Annotated in this window: 18 protein-coding genes; 12 read left to right on the top strand and 6 right to left on the bottom strand. The window is 61.6% G+C overall.

Going from position 1 to position 17,412, the window contains the following annotated elements:
- Nucleotides 1-67: 67 nt before the first annotated feature.
- From BCY88_RS00545 to BCY88_RS00535, 3 genes are all read left to right on the top strand, one after another.
- Nucleotides 68-1,147 carry an ABC transporter ATP-binding protein gene (locus BCY88_RS00545; protein ID WP_120342326.1) on the top strand — a complete coding sequence of 360 codons (1,080 nt, stop codon included), beginning with the start codon at nt 68-70 and terminating at the stop codon, nt 1,145-1,147.
- Entirely contained in the window at nt 1,144-2,031 is an 888-nt protein-coding gene (locus tag BCY88_RS00540) for an ABC transporter permease (RefSeq protein WP_120342325.1), read from the top strand. Before BCY88_RS00545 ends, BCY88_RS00540 begins: the two co-directional genes overlap by 4 nt.
- Nucleotides 2,032-2,177: 146 nt before the next feature.
- Nucleotides 2,178-2,960, top strand: coding sequence for an ABC transporter permease (locus tag BCY88_RS00535; RefSeq protein ID WP_404935665.1), 783 nt, complete (start codon nt 2,178-2,180; stop codon nt 2,958-2,960).
- 105 nt (nt 2,961-3,065) lie between these two features.
- Here BCY88_RS00535 and BCY88_RS00530 read toward each other — a convergent pair whose 3' ends face one another.
- Together BCY88_RS00530 and BCY88_RS00525 are read right to left on the bottom strand one after the other, a co-directional pair.
- Nucleotides 3,066-3,671 (bottom strand): short chain dehydrogenase, encoded by a 606-nt coding sequence (locus tag BCY88_RS00530; RefSeq protein ID WP_120342323.1) that lies wholly within the window; start codon nt 3,669-3,671, stop codon nt 3,066-3,068.
- A gap of 225 nt (nt 3,672-3,896) precedes the next feature.
- Nucleotides 3,897-4,349 (bottom strand): DUF3005 domain-containing protein, encoded by a 453-nt coding sequence (locus tag BCY88_RS00525; RefSeq protein WP_120342751.1) that lies wholly within the window; start codon nt 4,347-4,349, stop codon nt 3,897-3,899.
- A gap of 345 nt (nt 4,350-4,694) precedes the next feature.
- Between BCY88_RS00525 and BCY88_RS00520 the strand changes: the two genes are divergently transcribed.
- The 3 genes from BCY88_RS00520 to BCY88_RS00510 all read left to right on the top strand — a co-directional run bounded on the left by BCY88_RS00520 (nt 4,695) and on the right by BCY88_RS00510 (nt 6,962).
- Nucleotides 4,695-4,928 carry a hypothetical protein gene (locus BCY88_RS00520; RefSeq protein ID WP_030099888.1) on the top strand — a complete coding sequence of 78 codons (234 nt, stop codon included), beginning with the start codon at nt 4,695-4,697 and terminating at the stop codon, nt 4,926-4,928.
- Between the two features lie 116 nt (nt 4,929-5,044).
- Nucleotides 5,045-5,971 (top strand): serine O-acetyltransferase EpsC, encoded by a 927-nt coding sequence (epsC, locus tag BCY88_RS00515; protein ID WP_120342322.1) that lies wholly within the window; start codon nt 5,045-5,047, stop codon nt 5,969-5,971.
- 166 nt (nt 5,972-6,137) lie between these two features.
- Nucleotides 6,138-6,962 (top strand): AraC family transcriptional regulator, encoded by an 825-nt coding sequence (locus BCY88_RS00510; protein WP_120342321.1) that lies wholly within the window; start codon nt 6,138-6,140, stop codon nt 6,960-6,962.
- A gap of 392 nt (nt 6,963-7,354) precedes the next feature.
- Here BCY88_RS00510 and BCY88_RS00505 read toward each other — a convergent pair whose 3' ends face one another.
- The 3 genes from BCY88_RS00505 to BCY88_RS00495 form a co-directional block, all read right to left on the bottom strand.
- Complete coding sequence (locus BCY88_RS00505; protein WP_120342320.1) at nt 7,355-7,861, bottom strand: metal-dependent hydrolase; 507 nt, start codon at nt 7,859-7,861, stop codon at nt 7,355-7,357.
- Between the two features lie 154 nt (nt 7,862-8,015).
- Entirely contained in the window at nt 8,016-8,372 is a 357-nt protein-coding gene (locus tag BCY88_RS00500) for a sugar ABC transporter ATPase (RefSeq protein WP_183081226.1), read from the bottom strand.
- Between the two features lie 330 nt (nt 8,373-8,702).
- Nucleotides 8,703-9,854 carry a porin gene (locus tag BCY88_RS00495; RefSeq protein WP_120342318.1) on the bottom strand — a complete coding sequence of 384 codons (1,152 nt, stop codon included), beginning with the start codon at nt 9,852-9,854 and terminating at the stop codon, nt 8,703-8,705.
- A gap of 627 nt (nt 9,855-10,481) precedes the next feature.
- Here BCY88_RS00495 and BCY88_RS00490 point away from each other — a divergent pair.
- Nucleotides 10,482-11,054 carry a hypothetical protein gene (locus BCY88_RS00490; protein WP_120342317.1) on the top strand — a complete coding sequence of 191 codons (573 nt, stop codon included), beginning with the start codon at nt 10,482-10,484 and terminating at the stop codon, nt 11,052-11,054.
- Nucleotides 11,055-11,244: 190 nt separating this feature from the next.
- Complete coding sequence (locus BCY88_RS00485; RefSeq protein WP_120342316.1) at nt 11,245-13,197, top strand: PhoX family protein; 1,953 nt, start codon at nt 11,245-11,247, stop codon at nt 13,195-13,197.
- A gap of 49 nt (nt 13,198-13,246) precedes the next feature.
- Here BCY88_RS00485 and BCY88_RS00480 read toward each other — a convergent pair whose 3' ends face one another.
- A complete protein-coding gene (locus tag BCY88_RS00480; RefSeq protein WP_120342750.1) occupies nt 13,247-13,681 on the bottom strand; it encodes a hypothetical protein in 435 nt (144 codons plus the stop codon).
- Between the two features lie 240 nt (nt 13,682-13,921).
- Here BCY88_RS00480 and BCY88_RS00475 point away from each other — a divergent pair, with 240 nt between their 5' ends.
- Genes BCY88_RS00475 through BCY88_RS00460 form a run of 4 tightly spaced genes read left to right on the top strand, consistent with a single transcriptional unit; the run spans nt 13,922 to nt 17,270 of the window.
- Complete coding sequence (locus BCY88_RS00475) at nt 13,922-14,617, top strand: CDP-alcohol phosphatidyltransferase family protein (RefSeq protein ID WP_120342315.1); 696 nt, start codon at nt 13,922-13,924, stop codon at nt 14,615-14,617.
- Entirely contained in the window at nt 14,614-15,462 is an 849-nt protein-coding gene (locus BCY88_RS00470) for a HalD/BesD family halogenase (RefSeq protein WP_120342314.1), read from the top strand. Before BCY88_RS00475 ends, BCY88_RS00470 begins: the two co-directional genes overlap by 4 nt.
- Nucleotides 15,459-16,478: a flippase-like domain-containing protein gene (locus BCY88_RS00465; protein WP_120342313.1), complete on the top strand. Its 1,020-nt coding sequence runs from the start codon at nt 15,459-15,461 to the stop codon at nt 16,476-16,478. Before BCY88_RS00470 ends, BCY88_RS00465 begins: the two co-directional genes overlap by 4 nt.
- Nucleotides 16,479-16,505: 27 nt before the next feature.
- The gene (locus tag BCY88_RS00460) at nt 16,506-17,270 is read left to right on the top strand and encodes a phosphocholine cytidylyltransferase family protein (RefSeq protein WP_120342312.1); all 765 of its coding nucleotides are present in this window, start codon (nt 16,506-16,508) and stop codon (nt 17,268-17,270) included.
- Nucleotides 17,271-17,412 lie beyond the last annotated feature (142 nt).

Below are 17,412 nucleotides of genomic sequence, written 5' to 3'. Positions count from 1 at the left end.
CGGATCCTTTCGTTCAGGCCGTCGCCGCGATTCGTGCACGAGGCGCCACGCGTATCAGGAAATCCCGATGAACCATCACTTTGAGCAGTTGCGGCTCGATTCGGTGAGCCGCAGTTTCACGAATGCGGAGGGCCAGGCGGTCGCGGCGTTGCAAGGTCTCGATCTGAATATCCAGCGTGGCGAATTCATCGCGCTGCTCGGACCTTCGGGCTGTGGTAAATCAACGGCGCTCAATTGCATCGCCGGTTTGCAGCCATTGAGCGGCGGCGGCATCTGGCTCGACGATCAACGCATCGACGTGCTGCCCCCGGAAAAACGCGGCTTCGGCATGGTGTTCCAGAATTACGCGCTGTTTCCGCATATGAGTGTGCTCGACAACGTCGGCTTCGGATTGAAGATGCGCGGTGTCGGCAAGAGCGAAGCCATGCGCCGTGCGCGCGAAGCGCTGGAGCTCGTCCAACTGGTCGGGCATGAGCGCAAATTGCCGGGACAGCTTTCCGGCGGTCAGCAGCAGCGCGTGGCGATTGCGCGCGCGATCGTGATCGAACCGCCGCTGATTCTGATGGACGAACCGCTGTCGAATCTCGATACGAAACTGCGCATTGAAATGCGTGCCGAGATTCGCCGCATCCACAGCCAGCTCGAACGCGCGACGCTCTACGTGACGCACGATCAGGACGAAGCGCTTTCCATGGCCGATCGCATCGTCGTGATGAAAGAGGGGGTGGTGCAGCAGATCGGCACGCCGAAAGAGGTCTACACGCGGCCGCGGAATTTGCATGTCGCGCGTTTCATGGGTTATCGCAACGTGGCCGAATTTGTGCTCGAAGGCACGCAAGGCGATAGGGTTGCGGTGAGCGCGAATGGCGTGCGTCTGACCGGTACGCCGATGGTCGGTTTCAACGGCAAGCGCGTGAGCGTCGCCTTGCGCCCGGAGGACATGGAGCGCACGGCACCGGACTCGGAAAACGCCTTCGAGGCTCTCGTGAGCACTGTGGAATACGGCGGGCACGATTCGCTGCTGCGGGTGAAGACCGCGTTCGGCGATGTGTGGGCGCGCATCGCCGGCGAATTCGAGGAGGGTGAACGCATTAGTCTGCGTGTGCCGCCGTCGCGCACGCTGGTCTATGACGCAGAGGCTGCATGAACACGCCCACGCTGTCGCCGCCACGCGTACCCGTTGCGCCGCGCGATGCTAAAGCATGGCTGGTCGCACCGGCTCTGATCTTTATCGCCGCGTTGTTTATCTACCCGTTTGCGTACGGCTTGATGCTGTCGTTCAAACCGATGAACGGTGGCGGCCTGTGGGCCAACTATCTGACGTTCTTCACCGACACGTCGATGTGGCCGACCATTCTCGTCACACTCAAGCTTGCTGTGCCCGCCACGCTGATCAACGTCGGCGTGTCGGTTCCGGTGGCGTTCGCGTTGCGCCGCAACTCGCGCTACCAGAAACTCGTCACGACGCTGCTGGTGATTCCCGTCACGCTCGGCACCGTGCTGATCGCCGACGGCATGCTCACATACTTCGGTCCGAACGGCTGGTTTTCGCAGGCCTTGCAAGGTCTGCATCTCTACGCCGGCGAAGTGCGTCTGACGCATAACTTCTGGGGTGTGCTGATCTCGCTGATCGTATCGGGCTTTCCGTTTGCGTTTCTGTTGACGCTGTCATACGTGACCGGCATCGATCCGACGCTCGCGAGCGCCGCTGCCACACTCGGCGCGAGTCCGTGGCAGCAGTTTCGTCGCATCTATCTGCCGCTGCTGGTGCCGGGTTTAACGATGGCCGCGTGTTTGTCGTTCGTACAGGCGTTCTCGGTGTTTCCATCGGCCGTGTTGCTCGGGGTGCCCGCCGGCCCGACGCGTGTGATGTCGATAGCCGCGGCTGAAGCCGCGTTCGAAAGCTACGACTATTCTCTGGCTTCCACGATCGCGATGGTGATGGGTTTCGTGCAACTGCTGGTGGTTGCCGCCATGCTCGGCGCGCGCCGCTTCTTCTACAGCGGTCCGACGACGGGAGGCAAAGGCTGATGGCTGACGATCACCGCGCCGAGGCTACTGCGGACTTCGCGTTCACATCGAACGGAAACAACGGTGGCGCGCAGCAACCCGGCAAGCGAGCACAACAACGCGCCAGTGTGCCGGGGCGCATCTGGCGTGTACTGGTGTGGGGCGCGATGGTGTTTTTTCTCGTCAACGTGGTGTTGCTGATTGCGACCGTCGCGGTGAATTCGGTGGCGACCCGCTGGTTCGGCACGTTGTTGCCGCAAGGCTTTACGCTACATTGGTACGCGCAGGCGTGGAGCGATTTCCAGTTGGCGAGCGTGTTGTGGGTCACCGTCGAAGTGGTTGGCGCGGTGGTGGTGTTGTCGGTTGTGCTCGGCGTGCCCGCGGCGTATGCGCTCGCCCGCGTGCAGTTTCCTGGCAAACGCGTGGCGATGCTGATTTTCCTGCTGCCCTTGATGGTGCCGCCCGTCACCTACGGCATCCCGATGGCGACGGTGATGTACAAGGTCGGTCTCGCGGGCACGCTGGGCGGCGTGATTCTGGCGAATCTCGTGCCGGCGCTGCCGTTCGTGATCCTGGTGATGACCCCGTTCATCGAGCAGATCGATCCCAATCTCGAAGCGGCGGCGCGCATTTTCGGCGCCAACACGTTCCGCTATTTCCGCTATGTCCTGCTGCCCTTGCTGGTGCCGGGCATGCTGGCCGCCGGGCTGCTCGTGCTGGTGCGCACCATCGGCATGTTCGAGCTGACATTCTTTACGGCGGGCCCCGCGACGCAAACGCTCGTGGTCGCCTTGTACTACGCGGTGTTTTCAACCGGCGTGCGCGCCCCGCAATCGATCGATGCGATGGCGATGATCTACATGGCGATCACGCTGATCTGGGTGCTGATCGCACTGCAATTCGTCAGCCCGACGCAGATCGTGTCGCGTGTGAAGGAACAGAAACACTGAGACGCCGAATCCCGGTGCTGCGGCGCGCAAACGGACATAGACCGACATGGGCGCAGGCAGGCGGCAAGCCCGGGATTCAACGAGCCTGCAGCGGGCTCAGCAGGCTCAATACCCCACCCGATACACCCGGCCGGTTTGCGCGCCTTCAACGCTGCGCAGATAAGCCTGCGCAGCGCGTTCGGCGCTCACCGGCTCGAAGCCGCGGAAGTAGGGTGCAAATGCGTCGAGCGCTTCGGTCAGCACCGTCGGGCTCACCACGTTGATGCGGATGCCGCGCGGCAATTCGATCGCGGCGCCGCGCACGAAACCTTCCAGGGCCAGATTGACGGTGGTTGCGTTCGCGCCTTCGCGAATCGGCTCGTCGCCGACAATGCCGCTCGTCAGCGTGAACGAGCCGCCGTCGTTGACGTACCGCTGGGCGCCCAGCACCACGTTGATCTGACCCATCAGCTTGTCGCGCAGGCCGACCCAGAATTGCTCGACGCTCATCTCCGGCAATGGGCCGAAATGCAGCTTGCCGGTCGCGGTGACGATGCCGTCGACCTTGCCGATCTCGCCAAAGAGGCGCTCGATGCTGGCCGGGTCGGTAGTGTCGACGCGATACTGGCCGCGCGTCGCGCCTACTTCGATAACTTCATGGCGAGCTTTCAATGCTGCGCTGACCGCGCGGCCGACCGTACCTGTTGCGCCAATCACGACGATCTTTTTCATCTGCTGCTCCGTTGGGTAGTGAATCTGCCGTCGATTGTGTCGGCGTTCGACGGGCGGAAATAGTCTGTTCGGCTTGCAGGTCCTGCAACCCGGAGTTTCTAATCCATGAAGAAACGCGCACCGTCATTCAAACGGCGCGCGCTTTGGAATTGACTGATTAATCGGCGCGGGCGGCGCAATTCAAACGCAGAGGCGCGGTACTTGGAATACCCGCAGTTCCAATACCTATTTCGACCGATGTAATTCGATTACGCGAGTGGGCCGTAAATGATTAAGGGCGTAGTGAATGCGGCCGCGTTCGCGACGGCTGCGGATCGAGCGCGGGTCGTCGAACGGATCGTCGGCCGAATCGAGTCCTAGCGGCTCGACCATGCCTTTGTCGATGACCGTGCAGCCCGGTTCGAGCGCCAGCAGCAGGTGGTTCCCGCCAACCCGGCTGTCGAAGCCGGCCATGCCGTCGTGTGCCTCGGGCACGCTGTTGATCAGGGTGGCATTGCTCGTGGTGATTTCGTCTGGCGAGATCGGGCTGTGGCCGGCGATGCGGGCGGCCTCGAGGTTTTTGCCGTCGGTGTCGACGGTGCTGTCATGCGTGCGGTCGTTGTGCAGTTCAGTCGTGCGTGGACCGGTGGTGCGCGGCTGGTTGCCGGCGTCTGCTGGCTTGTTGATATCGCTGTTCATCATGCATTCTCCGTTGAAGAGGACATGGTTGAAGTGCGGCAAACTCCGTTCCTGCTCCGCACAATGTCTTCGTGCGGTGAGTTTGTAATGCGCGCGCCGCGGTTGCCTCGCGGTTATGTGCACTGACGTATGCGGGCATTTCGCCTGGCGATTGCGTCGAGGAATCCTTTCGTTTTTTTTTAATGGACGCCTATTTTCTACAGAGTATGATCTTACTCCGACAAGTGAAGCGCGGTTAAATTGACGACATGTGTGAGCGACATGCGTCCGGTTGTTTTTACATGGCCGACAATGAACATCAGCGCTACTCAGAACATCTTACGGGGCCGTCAGGGCGGGTGACACATGCACTTTGATGCTGCATTCACACATCGCGGCTATTTGCTGAACTGCGCGCCTGCGCGCGCGGGCGATGGTACTTGGCAACCTTATGTAGTGATTTCCCGCTCGAGCGACGGCGAACTGGTTGCTAACCGTTTTTTTCCCACCGACTTGCGTTTTCCTGACGAAGTGGCCGCTATCGCGCACGCGCGCGACTGGGCGGTGCGCTGGATCGACGCGAGCAGCGTGACCATCTGAAGCAGCCACCATGCCGCGCGGCCGCGCGAAGCGGCGCTGCGCGGGCCGCGGCAAAACGCGGTAATCTCTCGGGACAATCACTCTGAACCGTGCCTCGCGCACGGCGCTGTCCTTTTATGCCTAACGTGCCTGCCCACAACTGGGGCCTCGAACAGATCGTCGCCGACTTGCGCGCTTCGCGTGAAGAATTGCATCGCACGCGGCATCCGCTCGGCATTCGCGAGTTGCCGTCACGCGAAGCGGTGATCGCGATTGTCACCGGCTTGCGCGCGGCGCTGTTTCCCACGCACTACGGCGCTCCCGATCTGACTGACGAAACGGTCGACTACTACGTTGGCCATACACTCGAAAGCACGTTGCGCCTGCTTGCCGAGCAGATACGGCGCGCCTTGCGATTTTTGCCCGAGTTCGGGGAGACGCCCGATGCGGATCTGAAGGAACGCGCGTACAACGTCGCACGGGAATTCGGCACGCAGTTGCCCGGTATTCGCGCGTTGCTGGTCAGCGATATTCAGGCGGCTTTCACGGGCGACCCGGCCGCCCAGCACATCACGGAAATTCTGCTGTGTTATCCGGGCGTGTGGGCGATGACGCACCATCGTCTGGCGCACGCGTTGCATCGCCTCGGCGTGCCCTTGCTTGCGCGCTTCATCAACGAGATCGCGCATTCGGCGACCGGCATTGACATTCACCCTGGCGCGACCATCGGGCCGAGTTTCTTTATCGATCACGGCACGGGCGTGGTGATCGGCGAGACCGCGATCATCGGCGAGCGTGTGCGGGTCTATCAGGCGGTGACGCTCGGTGCGAAGAGCTTCGCCGCCGACCTTGACGGCACGCTGATCAAGGGCAACGCGCGTCACCCGATCGTTGAAGACGACGTCGTGATTTACGCCGGCGCGACGATTCTCGGCCGCGTGACGATTGGGCGCGGCTCGGTGATCGGCGGCAACGTGTGGCTCACGCATAGCGTGCCGCCGGGCAGCAGCGTGTCGCAGGGCAAGATCCGCGAAGGCGAGCGCACGGACGAGGGGCGTGGTTGATGAGCGGCCCGGCTCGCGTGTCGTTGCGCGCTGTGCCGCGTGAATTGGCGCGCGTAGCGCTCAGCGGTTCGCCATGCAACGCGAGGCGCGTTATCGCTGCGCAGAAGCGCGCGTATCGTGCCGCGCGGCCTGCTCCTTCACGTCTGACCTTCTGACAAGGCGAACCATGTTGCGCGGCCGCGTCCACATGCCTCGTTGCGCGATTGCCGGCGTTGAAGCGACGGTGGCCGAGACGGCGCATTCGTTTCCGCGCCATTCGCACGACCGGTTTGGTGTGGGCGTAATCGTGGCTGGCGGGCATCGTTCGGCGAGCGGGCGCGGCGTGGTCGAAGCGCGGGCGAGCGACGCGATCATGGTGAATCCGGGGGAGGTGCACGACGGCAGCCCGCTGGACGAGCGTGGCCGCGCATGGCGCATGTTGTATTTCGAGCCGGCGATGTTATCCGACGTTGCAGTCGAGTTAAACGGTGCGGCTGCGCGCGAGATTGAACTGACGCAACCGGCGGTCCACGACCCGTTGCTGAACGTGCTGTTCGAGCGTCTCTTCGCGGTATCGGTGGAAGCGCACACCGTGCCGGACGATCTGGTGCGGGAGGAGGCGATGCTTGAGTTGCTGGGGTATCTGATCCGAACTCACGCGACCACGCGGGCATGTTCACGGTTGACGCAGCAACTGGGTCCGATTGCACGAGCGAGGGCTCGCATTGACGACGACCCTTCATCCCCGCTGACGCTAGCCGATCTCGCGGCGGAGAGTGGCATGAGCCGTTTCCAGATGCTGCGCGGTTTCGCGCACGAGATGGGACTACCACCGCACGCATACCGGATGCAGCGCCGCGTGATCCTTGCGAGACAACTGATCGCGCGCGGCGCACCGTTGGCGGACGCAGCCGCCGCCGCGGGATTCGCCGACCAGAGCCACATGACCCGGGCATTCGTCCGATTGCTGGGCATCACCCCCGCGAACTACGCGTCTGCGACGCGCGCATAAGCGACCAACAACACAAGCGACCAACAACACAAGCGACCAACGACACAAGCGAATAACCCGTTGGCGCCCACACAACCAACCAGTGGCACAAGTGAGTAACCCATCGGCGCGCGCAGCGCCGCCGGAGGTATGACGCCCTTGTCACTCACGCCGAATGTGCGAGAACACAGATTCCAGATGCACCACTACCGTGGCTGTGCGGGGGACCCGCTTAAGAGCTGGCGGTTTAAGCCGCTTTCTTTTGCCTATCTTTTCTTTGCGGCAGGCAAAGAAAAGTAGGTGCCGCCCCGCACAGGGGCAACACTAATAGACCACTAACAAAGCAAGGAAAGGCCAACACCATAAAGAACACAGACAAAACAAGCACCGCGAAGGCAAAAAAAAACAAACCCTCACCCCACCTTCAAAAACCGCAAAACCGAAACCCCATGCAACCAGAAATGCTCACCAACAAAAAAAGCCACAACCCACGAAACCGCAACAACAATCAAATCACAGTGCCCACTATTCCAAAGATTCAATGAGTGCCGCCGAGCGACCCACGGCACCCCAAGAGGATTAGGCCAATCGGCCAGCAAATGCATCACCCCACCACAAGCAAACCCAAACGCGGGCGCAGCATACCCAGACCGCCCAAGCCAATGATAGGAAACCGCGAGCAACGCGACCCACGCCACCCCCCAATGCGTCAACGTGCGATGCGTAATCCACAGCCTTCGCGCGCGCGACCACCACGCCACCTCCAGCCAGTCCGGCGCCGTACTCCCTGACACCCCGGCGATGAAGCTCAACACCACGCCGATATGAAACGAACCGCCACCGCCGATGCGCGCGACAACCGCCGCCGCGATAACGCCGGCTGCGAACCCGGTCGCGTGATGTGCCTTGTTAGATGCCATCGAAGCTCACGACGCAGTGCGCCGGATAAAAGCTAAAGGGCGGCTATGTTCGCAGATGAGCGGATAAAAAAATAGCCGACGCACGACATAAAAAATCGCGCATCGGCGTGGCCTTCAGTGTGGTCTTCAGCAACGCAGCCGTGTGACCGAAAACTCAGGAGGTCGCACAGCGCGCAATATCGAAGCGCATTTCCGGTTCAGGTGGATCGTCCGGTGCATTCGCGGGGTGCATCACCTTGATGACCGAGCCGGCGTTGAACGGCGTGAGCGTGACGAAATACGAGTTGTTCGAATCGGAGCCGACGGCGATCTCGGTCGCCTCGCCTACGCGCGAGATCCGCATGCGTGAGAGCTTGCCTTCGAGGCAATCGGCGATATAAGCCGGGGCGCGTTGTGAAGACACGTACATCATCGGTTGGGATGCGTCGCGCGCGGGACCGCTGGAGGAACCGCACGCAGCGAGAAAAGCAGTGACGGCAGCAGCGGGAGCAAGCAGGAGAAGTCTTTTCATGGTTCGGTCGTCGGCGTCCCCGGTGGTGCGCGGGAACTTGGGGCGCGGGCGAAACGCGACGCGCTTGAACGCGACGTCATGCTTCGCGACGAAACCGCCGTTCAACCGCAACGACGTTACGACGTAACGACATAACAACGTTGAGGCAAGGAAGGCAGCCGGGCTCAGTATACCCACGGCGCGCTTCCTCCGTCACCATGACTACGCGGAAATGTGAGAACGTAAGCCCCATGAAAAAAACCGCGCGTGATCGTGTCACGCGCGGCTTTGGCTGCAGAGCGGATGGGTGCGCCGCTCTACACGTTCTTCTATCAGAGCAAAGAGAAAAACCTAGAAGCGGTGACGCAGGCCGACGGCCGCGGCAACCTGGTTGCCGGTCGACGACGGCGCGAGCGTGTTGATCGCCGCCACGTTCGCACCGAAGTTGCCGAGCTCGCCCGACGCGTGCTGGTACACGCCTTCCACATACACGTCGGTCCGCTTGCTCAGCGAGTAGTCGCCTTGCAGCGACACCGTGTGCCACTTCGGGTCACCCGAGCCGTTCGAACCCGACATCTTGCCGTCGGTGAACGTATAGGATGCGGCAAGGCTCAATGCCGGCGTGAGTGCGTATTTACCGTTCAACTCATAGTTGTCCAGATGCAGGTTCGTGCCCGCCACGCCGGGCAGCGTCACGCCGCCGACGTCGACGCCGCTGATGCCGTCCAGTTGCGTATGCGTGTACACGAAGCCGGCCGTTGCCGGACCGTACGTGTAGTTGATACCCGCGCCGAACGTGCGCTGCAGGTTCGCCGCCACAGCCGCGGTGCCGTCGCCTTGCGACACGGCGCCGCTCAGATTCGAGCTGCCCGAGTTGTTCAGTTGCAGGTAAGCGGCGGCCACGCTCAGCGGGCCGTTGTCGTACGAAGCACCGGCGCTCCATGCGCGGTTGTTCGAGAACTGGCCGGCCGAGTTGCTGAAGCCGTACAAGCCGCCGAATTTGAGGCCGGCATAGTTCGCGCTCGTGTACTTCACGGCATTCTTGATCGAGAACGAGTTGTCGAGATTGTCGTTATCGAACGGGTGAGCGGCGAGGTTGTTACCGTAGCCCGCGCCTGCTTCGGACAGCGGTGCGAGGTAATCGACCACGGAATCGTACTGGCGGCCGAGCGTCAGCGCGCCGTATTGATCGCTCTTCAGTCCGACGAAAGCCTGACGGTTGAACATCGTGCTGCTTTCCGAGAACTGGCCGTTGTTCAGATTGAAGCCGTCTTCCAACGTGAAAATGGCATGCAGGCCGCCGCCCAGGTCTTCGCTGCCGCGCAGACCGAAGTAGGTGTTCGACACCGAACCGCTGCCTTGTTGCCAGTTGCTGTGGCCGCCCTGGTTGTTCGAGTAGACGAGGCCTGCGTCCAGTGTGCCGTACAGCGTCACGCTGCTCTGTGCGTGAGCGGTGATGGCGAACGCGCCCATGAGACCTGCTGCGATGAGGGTTTTTTTCATGTTTAGATAACTCCGGGACAGTGCGTAGAGAATCGCATTCCAGTGTTTGCAGCCGATTGCCCCGGCTGCCTGACGATCCGCTGGGCAGTGTATTCCTGCTATTAATATCTTTAAGCGCGTATGGCACAACAATGATTTTTCTAATTCGCAATGACTGACTTGTAATTTCGTAAGTGCGAGTAAATAAAGAAAAAATCTTTGAATCGGATCGTGCTGTAACTATCTGTCAAATTGCGGATGTTGCTCGATCGCGACGATCTGGCTGTGTCATATCCGGTAAGGCTTTTAGGGTATTGTCTCGTGAACTTTTATTTGTTCTGTTTTCTGCAATGCACTCTTCCAGTTAGTGCGATATATATCGGTTATTTAGGGATCTACAATTCAGCTTACCCCTTGACCAGGGGTGTCTTTTTCATCTTTTCATACGCGGCTTTCGGGCCGCGTTTTTTTTTGAAATCTGCATAATGGATTAATAAGTTCCCGTACGTAACGAAATGCATTATTTCGGGTGGCGGGGAGCTTGCCCCGGCTTATCCATTCGTCAGAGGGCGGATTCGGCGTGCGTGGGACGGGTAGAATCGCAGGCTTGAGATGTGTTTCCGCCCCGCGAACGTGAGTAAACCTGTAATGACCGATACCCCCCTTCCTTCGTCCGACACCACTGCTATCCCCACGACGGAAGGCGCGCCCGAAATCCACGAAGCCACGCCCGGGCACCTTGACGACATTCAGCCCGAAGTCCTGCACGAAGCGCGTCTGTGGCGCGACGACGGCTGGACCGCACGCGTCATCAAGAACGAAGACGATGAAGGCTGGGCCGTCGAAATGATCAAGGACGGCGAAGCGGAACCGGCGCTCGTCGGTCCGTGGACGATGGGCCGCAACAAGAAAGATCCGAAGCCGCTCGACACATCGGCGTTCAACACGCTCGTGAAAACCGCGTCTGAGGTGCTGCGCCGCCATGAGCAGCAGTTGCGCGCCCAGTTGCATAAAGAAGTGCGCGTGGCCAGCGCGGATGGCAATGACGAACTCGACATCACACTCGACATCGTCCCCGACGAAGACGAGCCGTACGCCCTGCTAACCGCGCTCGACACATTCGGCGAACAGCTCGCGCAAGTGCAGGTCGCGCCGAACTTCAAGCTGAGCAAGGCGAGCGCCGCTGCGTGGGTCGAGAACGAATTTCGCCGCCCGGGCTAAGCCGGCGATAGCAAAGCTTTGCTGACAGGCAGCCAAACAAAATATTACTAAAGCCTGTCAATATACTTTCACATTGACTTCATAAAATCCTCGCGTCATAGCGGCGCGAGCGTGAACCATGTGGTTTTGGGTCTGAGTGCGTGCCGGCTGTGCATTCACCCACGCTACCCAAACACTGGATCACGACAACATGGCAGAGCCGTTCGACCTTTCCCGCCGCAAGGCCCTGAAAATATTCGCTGGCGTGCCGATGCTGCCGTTAGGCGGTCTCGCCACAGCGTCGATGCTGAGCGCCTGCGGCGGCGGCAGCGACCCGGTGACGCCGGCCAAACCGGTGGCCAACTTCGTTTCGGCGGCATTCAACGCCATGGCGGCGCCGACGCTGGCGAACCCCGCCGCGATGGCGACAACCACGGTCGGCTCGACCCTCACGGTGCAACTGAGCGACGGCAGCAGCCGCTCGTTCAAGCTCGCCTACCAGCCGTTCTTCGTGACCGGCGATATGGTGCCGAACATCAAGGGCGGGACGATCCTGGCCGGCGGCTACTTCGACATCAACAATCAGCCGATCATCGATAAATCGGTTGCGGGTAAGGAGCGTCAGTTCTACTCGGATTGTCCGGACGGCAGTTCGCTGATCCGCCTCGACAAGCCGACGGTCAAGGGACTCAAGGGCAATGCGGTATTCGCCGTCGTGCAGTTCGAGTACACGACCCGCGATCAGAGTCTGAAGTCGATGTACGGTCAACTGCCTTCGCCGATTGCCGTGCTCACGCTCGATCAGGATCCGGCTACCGGCAAGCTCACGCTGGTGGGCTACTCCAACGTCGATACGTCGAAGGCACATGGCTTGTGGATCACCTGCGGCGCGAGCCTCTCGCCGTGGAATACGCATCTGTCGAGCGAAGAGTACGAGCCGGACGCTTCCACGATCGCGACCAATAGCCAGTTCAAGGGCTTCAGCCGCAGCCTGTTCGGCAACGAAACCACGGCCAACCCGTACCACTATGGTCATCTGCCGGAAGTGACCGTGAATCCCGACGGCACCGGCACGATCAGGAAGCACTACTGCCTCGGCCGCATCTCGCACGAGCTGATTCAGGTGATGCCGGACAAGCGCACCGTGCTGATGGGCGACGATGCCACCAATGGCGGCCTTTTCATGTTCATCGCCGATCGCGAGGCCGATCTGTCGGCCGGTACGCTATATGTCGCGAAGTGGACGCAGACTTCGTCGACCGGCGCGGGTGCCGCGACGCTCTCCTGGATCAATCTGGGCCACGCGACCAGCGACGAAATCGAAGCGCTCGCCAACCAGTTGCGCGCGAGCGACATCATGGATATCGCGACCAAGGATCCGGCCGATTCGACATACACCAGGATCAACTACAACGGCACCTTCAACTGGGTACGCGTCAAACCGGGTATGACCAAGGCCGCGACCTTCCTCGAAACGCACCGCTACGCGGCGTTGGCGGGCGGCAGCATGGGTTTCACGAAGCTCGAAGGCACGACGGTCAATATCAAGGACAAGGTGCTGTATTCGGCGATGTCGCGTGTCGAGAAATCGATGGTGCGCGGCAACGCGGCCTCGACCGATGTCGCGGTCGACAAGGCCATCAACGCCGGTGCGGTCTACGCGCTGAATATGAAGGGCGGCCAGCGCGACCGCAGCGGCAGTGCGATCAACAGCGATTGGGTGCCGGTGGACATGGCCGCGCCCGCGGCGCTGGTCGGCGAGGACCTGTCGACCGCCGACGCGCTCGGCAACACGGCGAATCCGGATCGCATCGCGAATCCGGACAACCTGAAGTTCTCCGAGAAACTGCGCACGCTCTTTATCGGCGAAGACAGCGGCATGCACGTCAACAATTTCCTGTGGGCTTATAACGTCGACACGAAGACGCTCGCGCGCGTGTTGTCGTGCCCGGCGGGCGCGGAGTCGACGGGCCTGCACGCGGTTGACGAAATCAACGGCTGGACCTACGTGATGAGCAACTTCCAGCACGTCGGCGATTGGGAAACACCGTTGCACGATAAGGTCCAATCGACGCTCGACCCGCTCGTGCGGGCGAACTATAAGGACCGCTTCGGCGCGACGGTGGGGTATCTGACGGCAGACCCTGCGGGCATCAAGCTGTAAGGGGGAGCAGGGCAGCGAGGCGGCATTGGGCGAACGGCCCGGTGCCGCCTCAGCTTCGTTTACAGAAGATCGCCGTGATGAGCGGCGCGACCCGGTGCACGATCGCCGTGCTGCCGGCCGCCGTGAGCGCGCTCTGCACCTTCGATTCGCTGCCGAACACCACGACGCCATAGGCCGAGCGGGCTACCGGTTCGCCGTCGCCGACGCGAAACATCGGATCGTCTTTTTCGTAGCCGACCACCGCGAAAACGTGAAAGCCGAAGGCGCTCAGATCGGCGCCCCGTGTCGGCGAAAACGCATTGATGGAGTTGCTTTCGACCCGTGTCGGTTTCGGGTCGATCAATTGCTGATCGGCGAGATCGGCAATGAACTGATGACCGCTCTCATTGCAGGTGAGCGGTGTGTCGAGGACAGCGGCGTGGCTGGTTAGCGGCAGCACCGCTGTGGTCAGTGCAAGGAGTGCGGAGAAAAACAGGCATTTCATAGGCGTGAATAACGACCCGCGTTCGATGTAGTGTGTTCGCAACGGGTGGCGGCCAAATGTCGCGACCCGAAAGACGTTGCGCATCGAGGTGATTCGTCGTGACAGGCGCAACTGGAATCGCACTGTAACGTGATTCGGCATAATTTGCGCGGCGACCAGCCCGTGATAGCCACCGTTGGTCCTTAAGAAAACGTTAAGGAACGAAGCACGCTTTCGCGATCCCGTATATATTTCCGGGTTATGAATTCCCGACCAAAAATTCCATTGAACGTTCCGGCCCCAAGGACCTGGGATGCGAGGCTCGCCCGCCGGCTTGTCACGCCGCTCGTCAACACCTGGGTCACCCCGAATCATCTGACCACGCTGCGCCTGCTAATTGGTGTAGCTGGCGCACTTTGCCTCGCACATGGCGGATTTGCGTGGACCAATGCGGGTGCCTTTCTGATCGTGCTGTCGAACTTCGTCGACCACACAGATGGAGAGCTCGCGCGCATCGGCGGAAAATCGAGCCGCATCGGTCATTTTTACGATCTGGCGTGCGACGCGCTCGTGACCGTCATGTTGTTCGTCGGCATGGGCGTTGGTAGCGCGCATGTCGGCTCATTGAAAGTTTCGCCGGGATGGCTCGGTGCCGTGGCAGGCGTCGCGGTTGCATTGATTTTCTTCCTGCGCATGCGCATCGAGGACATGGCGGGTAAGGCCGGTACCAAGCAGGCGTCGGTCGGCGGTTTCGAAACCGAAGACGTGCTGTATCTGCTGCCCATCGTCACGCTCACGAGCGTCGTTACGCCGTTCGTGGTGGTGGCGTCGATCGGTGCGCCGCTCTTTGCCGCCTGGGTCGTGGTCGACTATTGGCGCGTCTCGCGCCGCACAGCGCACTCGGCGGCTGTCGCCGCCACGGCGTCTGAAACCAGTCAAATGTGGGCCAGTGAATGAGTATGCACGCCGAAGACGACGTGATCCCAGCAGTCTCAGTTGAACGTTCGCCAGCCTCGCTGCCGGGCGGGCCGGCCACGTCGGCCACATCGGCCACGCCTGCGCCGAATGCCGATCGCGCGGTGGCAAGCCGCACGCGGACTTTCAACACGCCACGTCTCGCCAAGGATTTCACCGGTCAGGGCGCGTTCCTGTATCTGGAAGATTTCCTCGCGCCCGAAGTCACCGCCCAGCTCGTGCAGAGTGCGCGCGGTCTGCTCGACGAAGTGAACCGCAACTATCTGCCGGGCCACAAGCAGGGCGGCAGCGTGAGCCGCCATACGATTGACCGGCTCGCGCCGTTCATCGCCGAACTGTATCGCTCGAAGGAGTTGATCGGCTGGCTCGAGCAGCTCAGCGGCGACAAGCTGCAGGTGTCGCCCGTGGACGATCCGCATGCGTATGCGCTGTATTACTACACGCGCGCCGGCGATCACATCGGCTGGCACTACGATACTTCGTACTATGACGGCCGCCGCTACACGCTGCTGCTCGGCGTGATCGACGAATCGTCGTGCCGGCTCGACTACGAATTGCATACGTGCAATCCGGACGTGCCGGATCAGCCGGGTTCGGTGCAGATTCCGCCGGGCGGCCTGGTGTTTTTCGACGGCGACAAGCTGCGTCATCGCATCACGCCGGCTGGCGCGAACGAAATGCGCGTATCGCTGACTTTCGAATACGTCACCGATCCGAACATGCGGCCGTGGCGCCGTTTCATCTCCAACATGAAGGACGCGATCGCGTACTTCGGTTTCCGTCAGGTCTTCCGTCAAATGACGAATCGCGGCAAGGACCACGCATGACACGCGTGGCCCTGATTCTGCTGTCGATCGGGACGGCGCTTTTTGTCGGCTTGCTCGCGTGGCAGGGTTTCGGTTCTGTTGCCTCGGCGCTGGCCGCGGCAGGCTGGGGGCTTGTGCTCGTCGCGGCGTTTCACCTCGTGCCGCTGGCGCTCGATGCCGGCGCGATCTCGGTGCTGTTCCGGCGCCGGCACGACGGCGTGCATCACGACGTCACGCTGCGCGATGCATTGTTTGCGCGCTGGATCGGCGAATCGGTGAATAGCCTGTTGCCGGCCGGCCAGATCGGCGGCCCGGTAGTGATGGTGCGGCAACTGTCCCAGCGCGGCATGCGCATGCGCGACGCGGCCGCCGCCCTTACCGTCAGCACCACCGCGCAGGCGCTTGCACAAATCGTCTTCGCGCTGCTCGGGTTGCTGTTGTTCAGTGCTTACGCCACGCATGGCGCGCTTCACGATCTGCGAGCGGCCATGCTGATCGCCACCGGCGTGCTGGGCGCGCTGATCGCGGGCTTCTACTATGCGCAGCGGCGTGGTCTGTTCGGCCGTCTGCTGGGCGCGCTCTCCAAGGTGTTCGGCAAGCGCGACTGGTCGTCGCTGATGACGCGCGCCGAAGCCGTCGACGCCGCCGTGCAGGGGCTTTACCGCGAGCGCGGCCGCGTCGCGGCGAGCTTTGCGCTGAGTCTGGCGGGCTGGATCGTCGGCACGGTGGAAGTGTGGCTCGCGCTGCGGTTTCTCGGCCATCCGGTCGACTGGGTCGACGCACTGCTGCTCGAAAGCCTCGGCCAGGCGATTCGTGGCGCAGCGTTCATGATCCCGGGCTCGCTCGGCGTGCAGGAAGGCGGTTATCTGCTGCTCGCGCCGCTCGTGGGCTTGCCGCCGGATGCGGCGCTGGCGTTGTCGCTCGCCAAGCGCGCACGTGAAATCCTGCTGGGTTTGCCGGGGCTCCTGGTGTTGCACTTCAGCGAACGAAACTGGCAACGGCGGCGCGCCACGGGGCGCGTACCGGTTGTCGATTAATTTCCGATTTTTTTCAAAGGACTGCGCATGCGTGCCATCATCCTCGCAGCGGGCCTAGGCCTGCGTCTCCAGCAACCGCCGCAGGCACAGTTCCCGAAGTGCCTGTTGCAGTTCGACGGCATGAGCCTGCTCGAACGGCATTTGCAGATGCTTGAAACAGCCGGCGTGACCGACGTCGTGCTGGCGCTGGGTTTTCAGCCGGAATCGGTGCAGGCGGAACTGGAGCGGATCAACTGGCCGCATAAGGTGGAAACCGTGCTGAACCCGCGTTACGACCTGGGCAGCGTGCTGACGGTGCACACAGTGGCCGAGGCGCTGACACGCGGCGGCGACGTGCTCCTGATGGACGCCGACGTGCTTTACGACGAGCGCATTCTGAGCGCGCTGGTGGCCGGCGAGACAGTCAACCGCCTGTTGATCGACCGCGATTTCGAAGCGGGCGACGAGCCCGTCAAGCTGTGCCTGAAAGACGGCGTGCCGGTCGAATTGCGCAAGCAGCTCGCCGTCAATCTCGAGTACGACACGATTGGCGAATCGGTGGGCTTCTTCCGTTTCCGCCAGGAAACCGCGCAACGTTTCACGCAGATCGTTGCGGGCTACGTGGATAGCGGCCGGGCCAACATGCCGCACGAAGAAGCGGTGCGCGACCTGCTGCTGGAGCGCAGCCAGGTGTTCGATACGGCCGACGTGACCGGCTCGCCGTGGATCGAGATCGACTTCCCGAACGACGTCGCTCGCGCAAGCACTGAGATTCTGCCGCTGCTGCAACCGCTCGTCAGCGCATCGCGCTAAGGTTTGTTTCTGAATTGCATGGTGAGCCGGTTTCAGGCCGGCTCACCATCGCGTCGCGTTCTCCCTCCTTATCCATTCCTGTTTTCCGTAGTTCGCGCCGCTTCGTTGCACGCTCAATTAATGGGAGCCGGATAACAACGCG

Source organism: Paraburkholderia fungorum (genome assembly GCF_003610895.1).
In the GTDB taxonomy this organism is placed as follows: Bacteria; Pseudomonadota; Gammaproteobacteria; order Burkholderiales; family Burkholderiaceae; genus Paraburkholderia; species Paraburkholderia fungorum_B.
This window is presented reverse-complemented; position numbering and strand designations above follow the sequence as displayed.